Origin of the sequence: Pseudomonas sp. LFS074, assembly GCF_047978165.1 — a bacterium.
Taxonomy (GTDB): domain Bacteria; phylum Pseudomonadota; class Gammaproteobacteria; order Pseudomonadales; family Pseudomonadaceae; genus Aquipseudomonas; species Aquipseudomonas putida_P.
Window position 1 is genome coordinate 2,861,427 of sequence record NZ_JBFPFV010000001.1, and the last position, 18,661, is coordinate 2,880,087.

The following is an 18,661-nucleotide window of genomic DNA, read 5'->3' on the forward strand; positions in this document are numbered from 1 at the left end:
CAGCAATCAGTCCGACAACGACCATAGCGGATCGCTGGCCATCAGCAGGGTCACCCAATCGGTAAAGGCGCGTACCCTTGCTGACAAGTGGCGGGTGTAGGGGTAGACGATGGAAAGGGGCATGCTAGCCATCTGCCAATCAGGCAAGACCCTCACCAGCGCACCCGTTTTGAAATGCGGCACGGCCTCGGCCGTTGGAAGGAAGGCAACACCTAGCCCGGAGACCGCGGCGGCGGCAGTTGCACTGCCGTTGTTGAAGTACATGGACGGCTGATGATCCAAGGTGAAACTGTCTGACCCGCGTGTGAGGGTTGGCACGAAACGCCTATCCGTTGCCGGAAACTTGAACCCTAAATGTTTGTGGTTTGGCAGGTCCCAAGGGGTGTCGGGGATGCCGGCACTGTCCAGGTACCTGGGGGATGCGCAGAAGCAAAAGCGCATTTGGCCAATAGGCCGACACACCAGATCCTGATCGGTAATGGTTCCACCACGAATCGCACAATCCACACCTTCCTGAACAAGATCAACGACACGCTCGCTGCAGCCGATGTCGAGATGGATTTCGGGGAATGTCGAGGCAAACTCGGAAAGGGCGGGGACCACGAACAAGATACCGACAGGGGAGGGCATTTCAATGCGAACACGCCCACGCACGACATTTCGGCTTTGCGAAGTCGAAGCCTCCAGCTCGTCCACATCGTCAATCACGGCACGCGCTCTGATGTAGTAGGCGGCCCCTTCGGGTGTGGGTGAAACTTTACGCGTTGTACGATGCAGCAGCCTGATACCCAGCAGATTTTCCAGTGCCTGGATTTGGCCTGAGACCGTTGTTTTTGCCAGCGACAGGGAGTCTGCAGCACCGCTGAAACTGCCCACTTCGACGATGCGGCAAAACGCCCGCATCGCCTCCAAACGGTCCAATGCCATTGTGCGAATTTCCGTACAAACAAAACGATTGCACCCAGTTTATCCGAAAACACGGTTTCACTACAGTTTGCTCATCCCACCGAGCGGTGGCGAACCAACTGGAGAATCGTGATGAGCACCAAACGTATCAATTATTACGAAGCAGCCCCACAAGCCATGAAAGCCATGATGGGGCTGGAAAAGGCCGCTTCTCAATCCATTTTGCCGGCATCGCTGCGAGAGCTGGTGCGGATTCGTGCATCGCAGATCAACGGTTGTGCCTATTGCATCGACATGCACACCGCCGATGCGCTGAAAGCAGGTGAAACCCCACGCCGTCTGATGGCTGTCAGTGCCTGGAAAGAAACACCGTTCTTCGATGCCCAGGAACGTGCTGCGTTGCTGTGGACTGAAACCCTCACCCTGGTGGCAGAGAGGCATGCACCGGATGAGATTTACCAAGAGGTTGCCGCTCAATTCACTGAGCAAGCGCTGTCCGAGCTCACCTTTGTGATTGCCGCCATCAACGCCTGGAACCGCTTCGGCGTCGGTTTCGCCATGCAGCCAAAGTAATCCCACATCCGAATTCGGGTGTTTGACACTACACGGCGACTTTCCTCCCAGCCTGAACTTTCAAACACCCCCACTCGAATCAAATCTTTAACGTTTTGCGCGTGTCTGTGCGCGCTCTTTGACGGAGTCAATATGAAAAACATCATCAAAACCTGTGCTGCACTCATGATAGTACTGCCTTTTTTTGCACATGCCGCCGACGGCGCAGACGCGGTGAAGCGTTTCCAGGAACGAAACAAGGCGATGTTTGCTCAACAAGCAAAGGCGCGAGCGGAGCGCGAACAACAGGATCATCAGGCGAGTAAAGATACGCTGCAGGAGGGTGGCGATTCTGTTAGCGCAGGAATGATTGCTGAATAAACCACGGCGTATCGATTTGCCATTTAGTGAAAAGGATCAATCCGTGCGCGCTCCCGCCCTCATTGCAACTGGCTTCGTTGCTACAATTTCGCTGATCGCTGGATGTAACAAAGAAACCGCCCCGCAAGTGACAGCCAATCCTCCCGCTGTCGATGTTGTTAGTGTAACCGTTCAACCCGTGAAACCCTGGGACAGCTTCAATGGCCGCATCGGGGCTATGGAAACGGTATCGGTGCTGCCAAGAGTCGGTGGTTACATCACCAAGGTCGCTTACAAGGAAGGCAGCGAGGTCAACAAAGGCGACCTCTTGTTTGTCGTTGACCAGCGCCCCTATCGCGCTACCTTGGCGAGTGCGCAAGCCCGGCTGGAGCAGGCACGGGCTTCACTTGCTTTCGCCAAGCAACAAAATCAGCGAGCGCAGCAGCTTATCAAGAGCCATGCGATATCGATGGAGGAGGCTGAGCAGAAGCGAGCAGCCTACGAACAGGGCGTTGCTGAGGTACATGCTGCTGAGTCCGAGGTGACGACAGCTGCCCTCAATCTGGCGTTCACCGAGGTTCGATCGCCCATCGATGGCCGGACAAGTCGGGCACAACTCACGGTCGGCAACCTGGCCGTCGCGGACCAGTCTGTACTCACCTCGGTGGTGTCGCAGGACCCGGTCTATGTTTACTTCGACCCGGATGAACAAAGCTTCCTGAACTATCAAGAACGCTTGAAGGCCTCTCAACGTACACAGGTGCGCGTCGGACTGGCAAACGATGAACACTCTCCCTATGAAGGGGAACTCTCGTTCGTTGACAACCAGGTGGACGCTGCAACAGGCACCATTCGCGCAAGGGCGACGGTGAAGAACCCAGACAGGTTCCTGGTGCCAGGGCTCTTCGCCAAAGTAGAACTGTCAGTGGGTGAATCGCAGGTGCAAACACTGGTGCCTGAACGCGCCATCTTGAGTGATCAAGATAAAAAGTATGTCTACGTACTGAGCGGCGATGGCAAGGCTGAAAAAAGGTATATCGAGCCCGGCAAGTTGGTTGGGCAGCAGCGTGTGGTCGCCGCAGGCCTCGACAATAACGAACGCGTAATAGTTTCCGGTCTTCAGCAAATCTATGGCTCCGGCATGGCGGTCTCACCCAATCTTCTCGTTCCAGCAAGTACTGAAATGAACGTGTCCAGTACGCATAAAAGCTTGAAATAACCTGCGAAGGCCTGTCTCATGGATTTCTCTAAGTTTTTTATCGATCGGCCAATCTTTGCGATTGTTCTGTCGATTGTCATTTTTGCAGCAGGGTTGATCGCAATCCCGCTGCTGCCCGTTGGTGAGTACCCAGAAGTTGTTCCGCCTACCGTGGTGGTGAAGGCCACCTATCCGGGCGCGAACCCTAAAGAGATTGCCGAGTCAGTTGCTGTTCCCCTTGAGGAGGCCATCAACGGGGTTGAAGACATGGTCTATCTGAAGTCGGTGGCCAGCTCCGATGGCACGTTGCAGGTCGTAGTCACCTTCAACGACAAGGTAGACCCAGACACGGCGGCGGTTCGCGTACAGAACAGGGTAAGCCAGGCGCTTTCTCGCCTGCCTGAAACGGTGCGCCAGTATGGCATCACCACGCAGAAACAATCCCCGACACCGCTGATGTATGTGGACATGTTCTCCACCAGCGAGAAGTTCGATGCCCTCTACCTGCGCAACTACCTTCGCCTGCACGTGAAGGATGAGCTGGCGCGTATTCCGGGGATCGGCGACGTGGTGCTTTACGGCTCCGGCGACTATGCGATGCGGATCTGGCTTGACCCAGACAAGCTCGCCGCGCGTGGTATCACAGCACAGGACGCCATCAATGCCATCCGCCAGCAGAACGTTCAAGTATCCGCCGGGCAGCTCGGCGCTGAACCCTCGCCCCAGAACACCGATTTTCTGATCTCCATTAACGTGCAAGGTCGGCTCAAGACCGAGCAGGAGTTCTCTGACATCGTCCTGAAAACCGGGCGTGATGGCCAGATCACCCGGCTCGCCGACGTTGCCCGGGTGCAGTTGGACTCGGGGGATTACACGATGCGTGTATTCCGAGGCAAAAGTCAGGAGGTTGCAGTCGGGATCTTCCTAACCCCCGGGGCCAACGCAATCGACGTCGCCAACAAGGTGTATTCGAAACTCGACGCTTTGTCCAAAGACTTCCCGGAAGGGGTCAAGTACGTCAGTGTATGGGACCCCACAGTCTTCGTGCGCGAGTCGATCAGCGCCGTGCAGCACACGCTGTTCGAGGCGATGGCGCTGATCGTTCTGGTGGTCGTGATTTTCCTGCAGACCTGGCGGGCATCGATCATTGCGCTGATCGCAGTGCCAGTTTCTATCGTGGGAACGTTCGCGTTCCTCTATTTGCTCGGCTACTCCATCAACACGCTCACTTTGTTCGGCATGGTGTTGGCGATCGGCATCGTTGTCGACGACGCGATCGTGGTCGTGGAAAACGTCGAACGAAACATCGAGCTAGGTCAGACACCCCTGCAAGCCGCTCATCAGGCGATGCGGGAGGTATCAGGCCCGATCCTGGCGATTGGTCTGGTGCTGTGCGCCGTGTTCATCCCGATGGCTTTCATGAGTGGTGTGACAGGGCAGTTCTACAAGCAATTTGCCGTCACCATCGCGATCTCGACGGTGATTTCGACGGTTAACTCCCTGACCCTATCGCCGGTGCTGGCAGCCAAGCTGCTGCGTCACCACGACAGCCCGAAGGACAGGCTGACGCGATGCATGGATTTTGCGCTTGGTTGGCTGCTGCGCCCCTTCAACCGGTTCTTCAACCGCAGTTCGCAACGTTATGAACGGAGCATCGCCAGGCTGCTGCCACGCAAGGGACTGGTTTTTCTGGTGTACGCCGCGCTGTTGGGGGTGACCGGGCTGTTGTTCAACACCATCCCGACCGGGTTCATTCCCAGCCAGGACAAGCTCTATCTCTTCGCCGGCGCGACGCTTCCCCCGGGTGCATCGCTTTCCCGCTCTGACGCGGTAGCCCGAGAGATGTCTGCGATCGCTTCGACGGTGGAAGGTGTGGACTTTACCAACTCGTATGTCGGCTCCAACGCGCTGCAAAACACCGCGACCCCGAACCTGGTGACTGCCTACGTCATCCTCAAACCTTTCGGTGAACGCACCCGCAGTGCCGCGGACATCAACGCCGAGCTGAACAGCAAATTCGCTGCCATCAAGGACGGCGCAGCCTATGCCTTGCTGCCACCGCCCATCCAAGGCCTCGGTAACGGCTCCGGCTATTCGCTGTTTTTAACCGACCGAGGTGGTTTGGGATACGCGGCATTGCAGCAGGCACTGGAAAAATTCCAGGCCGAGGTCGCCAGCACCCCAGGCATGACCTTCCCCGTCAGCTCGTATCAATCCAACATCCCGCAACTGGAGGTCAAGGTCGATCGCGTGAAGGCGCAGGCTCAGGGGGTTGAACTGCCGGCGATATTCGACACGCTGCAAACGTACTTGGGGTCTGTTTACGTAAACGATTTCAACCTGTTCGGTCGGGTTTACCGCGTCATTGCTCAAGCGGACTCAAGCTTCAGGCAAGCCGCAGAAGACGTAGGTAACCTTCGCGTACGTAACGCTCAAGGGAACATGGTGCCATTGAGTGCCGTGGTCAACATCGCCTCGACCTTTGGACCTGACCCCGTGATGCGCTTCAACGGGTACCCCGCTGCGGACTTGATCGGCGACGCGGACCCAAAGGTCATGTCTTCTGGCGAGGTGCTCAAGAAGTTGGAGGAAATCGCCGCCCGCACACTGCCACGAGGCATAGCGCTGGAGTGGACAGATCTCAGCTATCAGCAGGTCACCCAGAGCAACACAGCCGTGATCGTATTCCCGATCGCCGTCATGCTGGCCTTCTTGGTACTGGCCGCGCTTTACGAGAGCTGGACGCTGCCACTGGCGGTCATTCTGATTGTGCCGGTTTGCATGTTTGCCGCACTGATGGGGGTATGGATCGCGGGTGGTGACAACAACGTCTTCGTCCAGGTTGGCCTGGTGGTACTGATGGGGCTGGCGTGCAAGAATGCAATCTTGATTGTCGAGTTTGCGCGGGAGCTGGAGATGCAAGGGCGGGGGACTGTCGAAGCGGCGCTGGAAGCCTGCCGGCTTCGTCTACGCCCCATCGTGATGACATCGGTGGCATTCATCGCGGGCGCGGTGCCGCTTTTGGTTGGCACCGGTGCGGGCAGTGAGGTCCGTCACGCAACAGGTGTTACCGTCTTCGGCGGAATGCTCGGCGTGACCGTTTTCGGGCTGTTCCTGACCCCGGTGTTCTATGTGGTGATGAGGAAGCTAGGCGCAACCATCCCCGACCATCCTTCAAGCGTGCCGGCGCATGAGGTGGAGAGCCTGACCCATGGCTAACTTCAGAAACTGTTCAGTACCAATGTTGTTCATGTTGCTGGCTGGATGCTCGGTGGGGCCGGACTTTACCCGGCCAGGTGTGCCATCACTGCCGCAGTCCTTTACCCATCAACGCGCCGGCCAGGCCGCCCCGTCGCGTGACGCTTGCCCACATTCCACAGTTTGAAGTGAGGGTTGCCGTCGACAAGCATCGGCTTGCAGTCTTGACCGGCTTGTCTCCTGCATCGCTGGATTCCCAGCTGCTGGCTGTTAGCGCTATGCCTGCAGCGCCGCAGAGGATCGAAGCGGACACGCCAGCGAACGTTATCCGCAGGCGCCCCGACGTTGCATCGGCTGAACACCGCTTGCACGCAGCGACTGCGCAGATAGGGATAGCTACTGCGGACCTGTTCCCTCGGGTCACACTGGAGGCGGCTATAGGAGCCTATGCGTTTAACGGTAGTGCGCTCTACTCAGCCTCCGCAGAATCGAACATGGCGGCGCTAGGGGTTGACTGGTCATTCCTTGACGCAGGTCGGGTAAAGAGTCGGATCGAGGCTGCTGATGCAGAAGCAGCGGCTCGACTGGCGAATTATCAGCAGGCGGTATTGGTTGCGCTTGAAGACGTTGAGAACGCATTGGTGCGTTTTACGCGTACCACGGATGAGGAGGCCCGCTTGAACAGTGCAGCCGCTGAACTGGCGAAGGCGTCAGCGCTTGCAGGTGAAAAGTACCAAGCAGGTGCTATCGAGCTCTTCGAGCGATGGACGTCCAGCGTGAGCTCTACAACGCGCAGATAGACCAGGTTTCCAGCCAGGCGAAGCACGCAGCAGCAGCCTTCACGCAAAAAGTGGTTTGGGAGTAGGGTGGATACATATATTCCATTTGTGCATGGAAATATGCTTGACGCCTTACTCAAGCCTGCCTACGATCTAGCTCATCGAAGCCGAGATGAGCGCCATGAAAACGAACCAGCATCTTGAATTTGTCCAACCTTCAGAACCCGTCTCTCTGCACGCTCTGTTGAAGGAGGTCGATGGGATTTTCGAAATTCAAATCAATGCGCTCGCAACACTCTACGGTGTGAGTAAATCGGCGGTGCGGCTTACGCTTGGCGGCTCACATCGTCCTAAGTACCTCGCCCAGGTCTGCTACGAATATGCGGTGGAAGGTAAATGGCCGTTACAAGGCCATGACAATGACGCGGATTGGCTGGATCTGAGTGCTTTTGTCACCACCGGTCGAAGCTATGTTGAACACTACGGCGCCGCACCGCCCAAGATGTTAGAGAAAACACTGGTGATGGGAGGGATTCGCGCGGGCCTCGATTCCGATAGAGCTGATATCGATGGCATTCCCGCAGTGCTAGAGGGGCTCTACACTGGGTACTTGACCTTGCTGGAGATAGCAATAATGGCTCAAATGAGCGAGAAGTCCGTAAGGAATGCGACGCTACCGACCGCTCAAGATCGCCTCGTTACCTCAAAGCAAGGCACCCGAACAGTGGTCGAGGCTCCCGAGGCTCTCCGGTGGTTATCGGGTCGCCGAAGCTTCAATCCAACAGTTGTGGTCTGATCATGGCGCTGACGAGACAAGCTGAAGCCTATTGCGTTGAAACGCTGAAACGAACGAGCCCACCCACCGAAAAAATTGCAGGGTTTACCACCCGTACCGGGCGCCAGCTGGCGTTGGAGCGGGTTCGAAATGAAATCTATTGCTGGACCGAGCTCTCATCTCTGGAGGCAGCGCCCTGCACGCCAAGGCGTAGGTATACAGCCTCGGAAACACGCAACTCGAACCTGAATCGTAAAAACGCGCCACGCCTTATGCTTGGACAGGAAGTTCTGTACTGGACTTTCAGCGACATCGAGCACTTCAAACGCTTTGTGGATTGGTACATCTAACGCTCTCTCCACCGGGCAGTGGGCGGCAATCCTCTCCCTTTTTCTTGGTCTCCGTTCGTCTCAGTGAAGGTGGGTTCCCCTCAATGCTCAAATGGCTTGCCTCCATGAGTCGCGATTTCCGCATTCACCTTGACTGGTCGCGTTTCGAGGAATCAGAGCGCTACCGCTATGTCACGCAGGCCTACGACCAATTCCCGACACAAGCGATGGAGGCAGATCTAGCCGAGCGCCTTAAGCGCGTCCAGGATGAGGCCGCTGCGAAGTTCAATGCTGATCGTGATCGGCTGAACGGGGCGGTCACAGCGCTGCACTCCAAAGTCACTGAAGCTAAGCGTCTGGTAAGCCTCTTTCAGCGCGATTACCGCGCTGAGCTTGAGGCCCTGTACGCAGAAAAAGATCGGTTGCGCGGTGAAATGCGCCTGACAAGGAATGAGAAATCATCCGAATACGACAGCCTCGAGGCGTTACACGAGGAGAAAAAAGAGCTGTATAGAAAGAGCCGAGCGCTTAAGGACGATATTGATAGCTGGTACGCGCAAGCCAACCGGAGTCGGGTTTTACTGGGGAAAAAGGATCGAGAGATTCCCAAGTACTCAATCTTCGGGATTAGCCAAAATTCTTTGCAGCGCGCCAAGAACGACCGGGATATCGTAATCAAGAAGATCAAGCGGGTGAAAGAGGAGATCGACACGGTCAACAGTGATATCTACGCCTTGAATAAGGCGCTAGAGCAAATGGGTGAGAAATTTGGGCAGACCAAGCAACGTATCGTTGATACCAAACAGGATCGGGCTGAGTTTTTCGGCTTGAGTGCGTCCGGTAAGACCTTAAATGCCCTGAAAAGTGAACAGGACGACGTGGCCTATGAGTTTGCCAGGTTACGCACCACAGTGGTTTCAATTGAAGAGGCACGGGTATGTTTCATCCGAGATGCCGAAAACGGCTATGGTGTGCCCGCGCTTCGCATTGAACTGGATAACCGGATTGAAACTCGGGTTGCCCACCTCAGGGCATACGATCTACCCGAGCAACAGATGCAGCGTAAGCTGCGGCACCGAGAGCAGTGGCTGCGGGAACACACGAAGTAGCGCTCGGATTTGGCGGGGAACCTTAATTTGAATGGTTTAGCCAGGCTGCTTTACAAGATGAAGAATGATGGCGTCGTCTGGCTTGCGCTTGCATTCGAGGCGCGTGGTTCGGCGAAGCGTTTGCGCGGCTGAGGGCGACGAAAAAATTCGGTGCTTGCTTCGTCGCCCAGTCGATCAGATCCGTGGGTCAGCCAGTTCTCATATCAGGTCAGAATATGCAGATCCCATCAAGCTCAAACCTTGAGCTCGCCCATGACACTCAAGACGGCACCGTGAGCAATGTCGATTATCCGGTCGACTTCTTCTCGGGTGGTGATCAGTGGTGGTGCGAAGCCGAGAATTTCCCCATGCGGCATGGCACGGGCGATCAGGCCGCGATCACGGGCCGCCTTGGAAATACGTGCACCAACTTTCAGCGACGGGTCCAGGCGTGTCTTGGTGAGCGGGTCGGCGACGAACTCGATGGCCGCCATCAAGCCCACGCCACGCACCTCACCCACGATCGGCACCGCGCCGAAGGCTTCCTGCATGGACTTCTGGAAGTACTCACCGACCCTTGCCGCGTTGCCCGGAATGTCCTCCTGCTCGACGATGTCCAGCACCGCATTCGCCGCTGCGACCCCGATGGGGTGACCGGAATAGGTGTAGCCGTGGGAGAACGCCCCCACTTTGTCCGCACCTTCCTCCATGACCTTGTATACCTTCTCACCTACGATCGAGGCGGAGAGCGGCGCATAGGCTGAGGTCAGGCCCTTGGCTACGGTGATCAGGTCAGGCTCGATACCATACTTGTCGCAGCCGAACATGGCGCCGGTACGGCCGAAGCCGGTGATGACTTCATCGGCAATCAGCAGGATGTCGTACTTTTTCAGGACTGGCTGAATGGCTGCCCAGTATCCGGCGGGTGGTGGGGTGATGCCGCCGGTACCCAGCACCGGCTCGGCAATGAATGCACCGATGGTGTCGGGGCCTTCGCGCAGGATCAGTTCCTCCAACTCGTTGGCTCGACGCCGGGAGAATTGCTGTTCGGTCTCACCTGGTTCGGCACCCCAGTAGTGGTGCGCAGCCCCGGTTCGCAAGATGCCGGAGACCGGCAGGTCCATGTAGTCGTGGTAGAACGACATGCCAGTCATGGACCCCGAAACGACCGAACAGCCGTGGTAACCGCGCTCGCGGGAAATGATCTTTTTCTTCTTCGGCAGACCACGCAGGTTGTTGTAGTACCAGACCAGCTTGGCCTGGGTTTCGTTGGCGTCGGAGCCCGACAGGCCGTAGAACACCTTGCTCATCTTGCCCGGCGCCATGTTTACCAGGCGATCGGACAGCCGCGCCAACTCGTCGGTGGTATGCGCAGCATAGGTGTGGTAATACGCGAGCTTGTGCGCCTGGCGCGAGATGGCCTCGGCTACCTCGCTGCGGCCATAGCCGACGTTCATGCAATACAAACCGGCGAAGCCGTCGATGTACTCACGGCCGGTCGCGTCGGTGATGGTGATGCCTTTGCCGGTCTCGACGATTGTCGGGTCTCCCAGTTTGCCGGATGCGAAGTCCTTCAGGTGGGTGAACGGATGCAGTACCGCGCCACGATCCTGGGCCGAAATGAGGTCGATCTTTTGCTTGTCCATGGTAGTTCTCCTGTTATTGGTCAAAGGCCGCCGACGCAGACGTATTTGAGTTCCATGTACTCGGCCAGGCCATGTTTTGAGCCTTCCCGGCCCAGGCCGGACTGTTTCCAGCCACCGAAAGGGATCGGTGCGCCGGTAAATTTCGGCGTGTTGAGCGCGACCATGCCGTACTCCAGCTGCTCGGATACGCGCGCCGCGCGCTTCAGGTCATTGGTGTAAACATAAGCCGCCAGGCCGTACTCGGTTTTATTGGCGCGCCGAACCACTTCATGCTCGCTGTCGAACGGCAGGATTGCCGCGACCGGGCCGAAGGTTTCTTCGAACGTGATGTCCATCTCATCGGTGACATCCGCCAGCACGGTCGGCAGGACGAAACTGCTGCCCAGGTTGTGATCCAGGCCGCCGCACATCAGTCGTGCGCCCAGCGAAATCGCATTGCCGATATGGTCACGGCATTTGTTGGCAACGCTGACACGTGTCATAGGGCCAATATCCACACCCTCTGCCAGGCCGTGACCGACACGCAGTGACTGTGCCAACCGAGTGAACTCGGTCACGAAGGCGTCATAGTGACTGCGCTGCACGTAGATGCGGTTGGCGGCCAGGCAGTCCTGGCCAGAAGTGGCGAACTTGGCGCCAATACAGGCGCTGGCCGCTTCATACACGTCGGCGTCTTCGAAGACGATGAAAGGCGCGTGCCCGCCCAACTCAAGCGAAACCTTTTTTACCGTGTCGGCGGACTGACGCAGCAGAATCCGGCCGACTTCGGTGGAGCCCGTGAAGCTGAAGGCTCTCACCTCGGTACGCTGAAGCAACTGCCTGGACAGTTTCGCCGCGTCGCCGGTGACCACTTGGAATACCCCGGCCGGGAAGCCGGCTTCCTCGGCCAGCCTCGCCAAGGCAAGGGCTGACAGTGGCGTTTCCGGTGCCGGCTTGATGATCATCGGGCAACCGGCGGCAAGGGCTGCGCCGGCTTTGCGGGTGATCATGGCGTTCGGGAAATTCCATGGCGTTACGGCTGCCGTGACACCAATGGGTTGCAGCCGAGTGGTGAGCTGGCTACCCGGCAGATGGCTTGGGATCGACTCTGCGTAGCTGCGCTCGGCTTCTGCTGCGAACCACTCCAGGAAGTTGGCGCCGTAGTCGATCTCACTGAGGGCCTCGGCGTAGGGCTTGCCTTGCTCGGCCGACATGATGGTCGCAAGGTCCTGGCAATGCTCACGGGTCAGCGCTGCCCATTTGCGCAGCAGATTGCCGCGCTGAGCGGGCAGCAGTGCACGCCAGCTGACGAAGGCTTCGCTGGCCGCCTCCACGGCCCGGTCGATCCAGTGCTCGTCGCAATGGGCGACGTGGGCGATAACCTCATCGGTAGCTGGGTCGGTGACGGCCAAGCGCCCTTCGCCATGAATCCATTGCCCAGCGATGTAGGCACGCAGCTCCAGGAGGTCTGGACGACTCAACTGGTGTAACGCTGCCGTTGCGCGGTTTTTCATTGTTATTTCCCTCCCGAATGTGCGGCAAGCTTGCGTTCTGCGGCAATGTCCTCCAGGTCCTTGAAGCGATCCCCGATGCGTGGGTGGACACGCCCGCCATCACTGGCACCAATGGCGATGACGATCTCGTCGGGGCCAGGTGCGTCGGCGATCTGGAAGGTGGAGGTTATGAAGTGCGAGCGTTTGCCCGTCTCGGACTTGTGGATCATCGGTACGTTCAACAATGCGCCCGCGCCAACCCGAGTGTTGATGAAGCTGAGAAACGCCGTGCCATCCACCGCCTCGCGGTACACGTCGCCAAAGCGCAAGGTGTGGATCAGTGCGGCGGCATGCTCGATCTCGCCGCCGGTGCCCACCACGGCGGCTTTCCCATAGGCCTGTATGCGCTCTTTGGGCAGGTGGGCCACCAGCGCCGCAGACATCATTCGGCCCAACTCAGGTGCCAGGCGAACGATCTCGGGGCCGAGGTCATCGACGAACCCTTGGCCGGCCCAAGGGTTGCGCAACACGGCCGCGACAACCACCGAGGTAATCGGCCTGGGTGCATCCTTGCCGCCTTCCTGATGGGTAGTTTCGATAAACGTCACGATCTTGCGGATATCAGCGGGCATCAAAGCCTCCAGGACAATGGGCCATGTGGAATTGAAGGCCATGCTAGTCACTGATTCGCAGTGAATCTTCCGTCGAACCATTGCAAGATTCTGTTATTTTTCCTCTGATTCGATTAATTCTCATCGGTGCAAGGGGTACCCGATGCCTGAACAACAAGAAAAAATCACGGCGTTACGGCGGGTGGCGAGCCAGATTAGTTCCGACGAAGATCTGGAATCGTTGCTCGGTGAGTTGACCCGCTCAGCCTGCCAGCAAGGCGGCTGGGACCTTGGGTCTGTAATGTGCATTGACCTCGCTCACGGTTACGGTGTGGTCTTGGCGCGCTATGAGAGCAGCCGGTTGCCGCAGAAGATGCAGGACCGCTGGGAGCTGGCGACCAGTCCCTCGCTGATCGCGTTGCAGAGTGGGGAGCCGGTCTACATCCGCGATGCCCAGCACACGACACGCTTTCCAGGCTATCGGCGTGACGCCTTGGCACGTAATTACCGCACCGTACTGGCCTTACCGATGCCCAGCAGCGATGCTGAAGGACGTCCGATGGTGCTCACCGTCATCTCGCGCTCGGTCCGGGAGGTTGCCGAGGAGGACCTGACCTTCATGGCCGCAGTGGTCGACCTGGGTGCGATCGCGGTGGACCGTGCCCATCGGCGCCGTGCGCAACTGGAAGCCAATGAGCAGTTACAACGCATTCTCGGTTCGCAGCGTTCGCTGTTGCGCAACGTGCTGGCGGGCGACTCGTTGCAAGCGTTGGCCGTCACCCTGGGAGAGTTGCTCGGCGGCGCGGTACTGGTGGCGGACTTTTCCGCCGGCCACGTGGTCGGATCGGCTTCGGCCTTACCCGCGCTGTACGACGACACGCAATGGACACGCTGGCTGGCTGGCAGCGGCGGGCGCGAGCTGCTGGGCTACATTCACGACACCTTGCAGCATCAGCGTGACGGTCAGGTGATGCTGCCGCTCGAGGGGGAGCATCGGCTGGCGGCGCACATCGAAGCGCTGACGGTGGATGATGAACAGGTCGGTGCGCTGTTGGTCGTGGGTGATGCGCCACCCGACACCCTGCGCAAGCTGCTCTTGGAAAACGCCTGCTTCGCCTTGAGTGTGCAATTGATGCGCAGCGTGATCCGCTACCGCTTCGAGACCCGCACCCTGACGGAGTTGTTTTCCGAGATCGTCGAGCGACGCTTCCGCGATTCAGAGGATGTGCTTGCGCGTGCCCGACGCCTCGGCTTGCCATTGGCCGCGCCGCTGCGCATGTTGGTGGTGGATTTTGCCGGCCATGGCAGCCATCGAAGCAACTTGATGCTCGAATGCAGCCGGCAGGTTTCCGGCCTTGCCAAGCAGTTACAGGTTGCCATGCACATGGTCACCCTGGGGAGTGGCCTGGTTTGTCTGCTGCCGGTAGACGCCGACCAGGTTGCGGTGCAAGCGCGGTTTGGCCGGCGTATCGCCGATGCCCTCGGGCGTGTGCTGGGCCATGAGCCGATCGTGGTGCTTGGGGAGACGTTCGAGGGGCTCGAGCCTTTGGCCGTCGAGTGGGAGCGCTGCTGGCGGATGATTCGCGTGGCGCGTGATTACGGGCGCAGCGGCATGCTCGAAATGCCGGACCTGGGCGCGTTGCCAGTGCTCATTGGTGCCGCCGACGCTACTGATGTGCGGCATTTCGTCAGCGGCACGCTGGGCAAGCTGATCGACTACGACAAGCGTAACGCCGCACCCTACCTCGAGACAGTGGCGGCGTACCTGCGTGCGGGGTGTCGCAGCCAGTTGGCCGCTGATGCGATGGGCTTGCACGTGACTACGCTGCGCTACCGGCTGGCACGGATTCAAGAGCTGTTCGGTCTGGACTTCGATACACCGGAGCGGCGATTTGCCCTGGAACTGGCGCTGCAGTTGCACCAACTGACTACCGGCGCAGAGCTGGGAAAAAGATGAAGAGCAGGGCTACCTGGGGTGAGAAACAGGGGTAGTCCGTTTTGCTCTTAAACCGAGAATAAATCACCGATTATTCCTCCATACCTAGGAGGACCCTGGCCTGTCACCGTCCCTATAGTTCACCTCAATCAATGCAACGGCATTCTTGAGGTGAGTGACATGCAGACCGTTGAACACGCATACAAGACGATAGACCCCATGGCCCTGCGCCGTGCCTTCGGTACGTTCGTCACCGGGGTAACCGTGGTCACAACCCGTGATGAGCAGGGCAACCCCAGAGGCATGACGGCCAATTCGTTCACCTCCGTTTCTCTTGATCCGGCACTGCTGCTGGTGTGCATCGGCAAGGGGGCAGCGAGCTTTCCGGTGTTCCGACAGGCCGACAGCTTTGCCGTCAATCTGCTGCATGAAGGGCAGGTTGTACTTTCCAACGTCTTCGCCTCCAAAGCTCTCGACAAATTCGACCAGGTTAGCCATGTCGCAGTGCACACGGGGGCACCGGTGCTGACCGATTGCCTGACCTGGTTCGACTGCACGGTGCACCAATGCATCGACGCAGGTGACCACATCCTCCTGCTTGGCCAGGTCCAGGCGTTCGGTACCAGCCCCGAGGCACCGTTAGGCTTCTGTCGCGGTCGCTATGCCCAGGTCAAGGACCCACTCCCACCAGGTTGGCTATCGGCCAGCGACATGATCACCGGCTACCTGATCGAATCCGAAGGGCGCTTGCTCCTGGCCGAGGATGGCAAGGGCGGCTGGGTACTGCCGACTGCCTCGCGTCGGCTCAAGGACGGGCGCCTGCCACTGTCCGCAGGCGGCGAGTTGGCCCTGTTGCCTGATGACACCTTTCTCTATTCGGTGTTCGACACCGCTGATAACGACCCGGGTTACCTGATTTATCGCGCCAAACTGGGCGAGTCGCTGGGGGAGGGTGCGCTGCCGCCTTCGCTGCACTTCTTCGCCCTCGATCAGCTGCCCTACGAAACCATTACCTCCCACGAGATACGCACCATGCTGCAGCGCTATGCGCGTGAGACCGAGCGCGGCAGCTTCGGTATCTACATGGACTCCCAGGAGGGCGGGCGTGTCGCGATGGTCGGCAGCGCGCAGAGCTGGGACAAAGCCTACTGAGTCAGAAAAAAATCAGGAGTTGGTAACACATGCAAACCACACTGCAAAACCTGCAAGGCTCCCGGCAGCAACTGTTCATCGACGGCCAGTTCACCGCCGCCCAGAGCGGCGAGTTCCTGCCCAGTTTCGATCCGACCACCGGGCATCCCTGGTACGAATTCTCCCAGGCCGATGCGCGGGACGTCGATGCAGCGGTACGCAGCGCACAGGTTGCGCTGAAGGGCGCTGCCTGGCGGCGCATGACGCAGACCGAGCGCGGCAAGCTGGTACGCCGGCTGGGTGAGTTGGTGGCGGATCATGCCGACGAGCTGGCGCGCATCGAGTGCCGCGACAACGGCAAGCTGCTCAAGGAAATGGTGGCGCAGATGCGCGGCCTGCCTGACTCGTTCTACTACTTCGCCGGTATGGCCGACAAGCTGCAGGGCGACACCATCCCGGTCAACAAGCTCGATGCGCTGAATTACAACGTGCGCGAGCCGATTGGCGTGGTGGCCATGATCACGCCTTGGAACTCGCCGTTGATGTTGCTCACCGGCACCCTGGCGCCGTGCCTGGCGATCGGCAACACCGTCGTCATCAAACCGTCCGAGCACACCAGTGCATCGACCTTGGCGTTGGCGGAACTGGCCATCCAGGCCGGTATTCCGCCGGGCGTAATCAACGTGGTGACGGGCGATGGCCCGACGACCGGCGAGGCGCTCAGTCGCCACCCCGGCGTTGCCAAGCTGGTGTTTACCGGTAGCACTGCCACTGGCCGCAAAATTGCCGCCAATGCGGCACAGAACCTGGTGTCGTGCCAAATGGAGCTGGGCGGTAAATCGCCCCATGTGGTGTTCGCCGACGCCAACATCGAGCAGGCGGTCAACGGCGTGGTCGCCGGTGTGTTCGCTGCCGCTGGGCAAACCTGCGTGGCAGGCTCGCGCTGCTTCGTCGAGTCTTCGATCTACCCTGCGTTCATCGATGCGCTGGTGGAGCGCACACGGCGGATCAAGGTCGGCCACCCCACCCTGGAGGACACCGATATTGGCCCGCTGGCGCTGTCCGCGCAGCTGGAAAAAGTCGAGCACTACGTCGACTCGGCGATCCGAGAAGGGGCCCGCGTGGCTGTGGGCGGTCGGCGCGCGACTGAAGCGGTGCAAGGCGGTGGCTGGTATTTCGAACCGACGGTCATTGTCGAGGCGCGTAACGACATGCGCTTCATGCGCGATGAAATCTTCGGCCCGGTAGTCGGGGTCATTCCCTTCGACACCGAAGCGCAGTTGATTGAACTGGCCAACGACACCGAGTACGGCCTTGCCGCAGGTGTCTGGACCCGAGACATCAGCCGCGCCATGCGCTTTGCCCGTGACGTCGACGCCGGCACGGTATGGATCAACACCTATCGCTCGACGGCCTACATGTCGTCGAACGGCGGCATGAAGAACAGCGGCTATGGCATTCGCGGCGGCTTCGAGGTGATGCGTGAGTTCTCGCGGCTGAAAAACGTGCTGGTGGACTATTCCGAAACCCTGCAGGACCCATTCGTCATCCGCCTGCGCTGAATGCGCGCGCCCAACCCCACACGACTGGAGACAACAGCAATGAAATTCGCAGTTTCCCTGAGCATGGAGCGCTTCAACCCTGAGGAGCGGATGAGCGACAAGATCCACAACTTCCTCAAGCTGGTGCGCATGGCCGATGAGGGTGGCTTCGAGACCCTGTGGACCGCCGAGCACCATACGCTGGAGTGCACGATCTCGCCCAACCCGTTTATTACCCTGACCTGGCTGGCCCAGCACACGCAGAACATTCGCCTCGGTACCTCGACGTTGGTGGCGCCGTATTGGTCGCCGATCCGCCTGGCTGGCGAGTCCGCCTTGTGTGACCACCTGACAGGCGGGCGTCTGGAGTTCGGCATCGCCCGCGGTGCCTACCAGTATGAGTTCGACCGCATGGCCGGGGGCATTCCGCAGCAGGAAGGTGTGGCCTACATGAAAGAGTTGTTGCCTGCGGTGAAGAAGCTCTGGCAGGGGGATTATGCCCACGATGGCCACTACTGGAAGTTCCCGGTCGCAACCTCGGTACCCAAGCCGCTGCAGCAGCCACATCCGCCAATTTGGGTCGCCACCCGCGACCCGGCAAGCTTTGACTGGGCCGTCAGCGTAGGCGCCAACATCCTCTCCACGCCGTTGTCAGCACCTGCCAGCGAAGTCGTCGTGCTGGGTGAGAAGTTCCGCAAGGCGGTGGCCGACCATCCCGAGGTGCCGCGTCCGCGTTTCATGATGCAGCGCCGCACCTGTGTCTACGACCGTGAGCAGGACTGGGAAGTGGCCGTGCGCCACAGCATCGACTACGGCCGCGCCTTCGAGAACCTGATGCAGAACATCGGCACCGTGAACAACGGCTTTCCCGAGGCGGTACCCTATGAACGGGTGGCCAACCGCGACAGCTACAACCCGGAGGCGATCCGCGAGAACCTGATGTTCGGTACCCCCGACGAGATCATTCGCAAGCTGGAAGTGTACGAGGCGCAAGGGGTGGACCAGTTCTGCCTCGGGTTGGCCTTCAACCTGCCATACGAGTTGCAGGAGAAGACGCTGCGCCTGTTCATCGACGAAGTCATGCCGCATTTCGCCCGTCGCGCCGCCGCGCGTCAGGCCGGTTGAGACGGACAGGGAGC

General features: G+C 59.1%; 15 protein-coding genes. 11 read left to right on the forward strand and 4 right to left on the reverse strand.

What is annotated here, in order from left to right; genetic code table 11:
- Nucleotides 1-6 precede the first annotated feature (6 nt).
- Nucleotides 7-927: a LysR family transcriptional regulator gene (locus ACNQP3_RS13050; protein ID WP_060492463.1), complete on the reverse strand. Its 921-nt coding sequence runs from the start codon at nt 925-927 to the stop codon at nt 7-9.
- Nucleotides 928-1,038: 111 nt separating this feature from the next.
- On the opposite strand from ACNQP3_RS13050, the gene ACNQP3_RS13055 reads away from it, so the two are divergent.
- The 7 genes from ACNQP3_RS13055 (at nt 1,039) to ACNQP3_RS13085 (ending at nt 9,206) form a co-directional block, all read left to right on the forward strand.
- Nucleotides 1,039-1,479 carry a carboxymuconolactone decarboxylase family protein gene (locus ACNQP3_RS13055; RefSeq protein WP_060492462.1) on the forward strand — a complete coding sequence of 147 codons (441 nt, stop codon included), beginning with the start codon at nt 1,039-1,041 and terminating at the stop codon, nt 1,477-1,479.
- Between the two features lie 132 nt (nt 1,480-1,611).
- Nucleotides 1,612-1,839: a hypothetical protein gene (locus tag ACNQP3_RS13060; protein ID WP_060492461.1), complete on the forward strand. Its 228-nt coding sequence runs from the start codon at nt 1,612-1,614 to the stop codon at nt 1,837-1,839.
- Complete coding sequence (locus tag ACNQP3_RS13065; protein ID WP_375774584.1) at nt 1,829-3,037, forward strand: efflux RND transporter periplasmic adaptor subunit; 1,209 nt, start codon at nt 1,829-1,831, stop codon at nt 3,035-3,037. The genes ACNQP3_RS13060 and ACNQP3_RS13065 overlap by 11 nt, the downstream gene beginning before the upstream one ends.
- An 18-nt stretch (nt 3,038-3,055) precedes the next feature.
- A complete protein-coding gene (locus ACNQP3_RS13070) occupies nt 3,056-6,235 on the forward strand; it encodes an efflux RND transporter permease subunit (protein ID WP_264317131.1) in 3,180 nt (1,059 codons plus the stop codon).
- 137 nt (nt 6,236-6,372) lie between these two features.
- Complete coding sequence (locus tag ACNQP3_RS13075; protein ID WP_264317132.1) at nt 6,373-7,014, forward strand: TolC family protein; 642 nt, start codon at nt 6,373-6,375, stop codon at nt 7,012-7,014.
- Nucleotides 7,015-7,165: 151 nt separating this feature from the next.
- Nucleotides 7,166-7,789 carry a hypothetical protein gene (locus ACNQP3_RS13080; protein ID WP_264317133.1) on the forward strand — a complete coding sequence of 208 codons (624 nt, stop codon included), beginning with the start codon at nt 7,166-7,168 and terminating at the stop codon, nt 7,787-7,789.
- Between the two features lie 412 nt (nt 7,790-8,201).
- Entirely contained in the window at nt 8,202-9,206 is a 1,005-nt protein-coding gene (locus tag ACNQP3_RS13085) for a hypothetical protein (protein ID WP_264317134.1), read from the forward strand.
- Between the two features lie 233 nt (nt 9,207-9,439).
- Here ACNQP3_RS13085 and ACNQP3_RS13090 read toward each other — a convergent pair whose 3' ends face one another.
- Genes ACNQP3_RS13090 through ACNQP3_RS13100 form a run of 3 tightly spaced genes read right to left on the reverse strand, consistent with a single transcriptional unit; the run spans nt 9,440 to nt 12,935 of the window.
- Entirely contained in the window at nt 9,440-10,831 is a 1,392-nt protein-coding gene (locus ACNQP3_RS13090; protein WP_264317135.1) for an aspartate aminotransferase family protein, read from the reverse strand.
- A gap of 20 nt (nt 10,832-10,851) precedes the next feature.
- A complete protein-coding gene (locus ACNQP3_RS13095) occupies nt 10,852-12,324 on the reverse strand; it encodes an NAD-dependent succinate-semialdehyde dehydrogenase (protein WP_264317136.1) in 1,473 nt (490 codons plus the stop codon).
- A gap of 2 nt (nt 12,325-12,326) precedes the next feature.
- Entirely contained in the window at nt 12,327-12,935 is a 609-nt protein-coding gene (locus tag ACNQP3_RS13100) for an amino acid synthesis family protein (protein ID WP_264317137.1), read from the reverse strand.
- Nucleotides 12,936-13,077: 142 nt separating this feature from the next.
- Between ACNQP3_RS13100 and ACNQP3_RS13105 the strand changes: the two genes are divergently transcribed.
- From ACNQP3_RS13105 to ACNQP3_RS13120, 4 genes are all read left to right on the forward strand, one after another.
- Nucleotides 13,078-14,871: a helix-turn-helix domain-containing protein gene (locus tag ACNQP3_RS13105; protein WP_060492453.1), complete on the forward strand. Its 1,794-nt coding sequence runs from the start codon at nt 13,078-13,080 to the stop codon at nt 14,869-14,871.
- Nucleotides 14,872-15,030: 159 nt separating this feature from the next.
- Nucleotides 15,031-16,002: a flavin reductase family protein gene (locus tag ACNQP3_RS13110; RefSeq protein WP_264317138.1), complete on the forward strand. Its 972-nt coding sequence runs from the start codon at nt 15,031-15,033 to the stop codon at nt 16,000-16,002.
- A 29-nt stretch (nt 16,003-16,031) separates the two neighbouring features.
- The gene (locus ACNQP3_RS13115) at nt 16,032-17,543 is read left to right on the forward strand and encodes an aldehyde dehydrogenase (protein ID WP_060492451.1); all 1,512 of its coding nucleotides are present in this window, start codon (nt 16,032-16,034) and stop codon (nt 17,541-17,543) included.
- Between the two features lie 39 nt (nt 17,544-17,582).
- Entirely contained in the window at nt 17,583-18,647 is a 1,065-nt protein-coding gene (locus ACNQP3_RS13120) for an LLM class flavin-dependent oxidoreductase (protein ID WP_264317139.1), read from the forward strand.
- Nucleotides 18,648-18,661 lie beyond the last annotated feature (14 nt).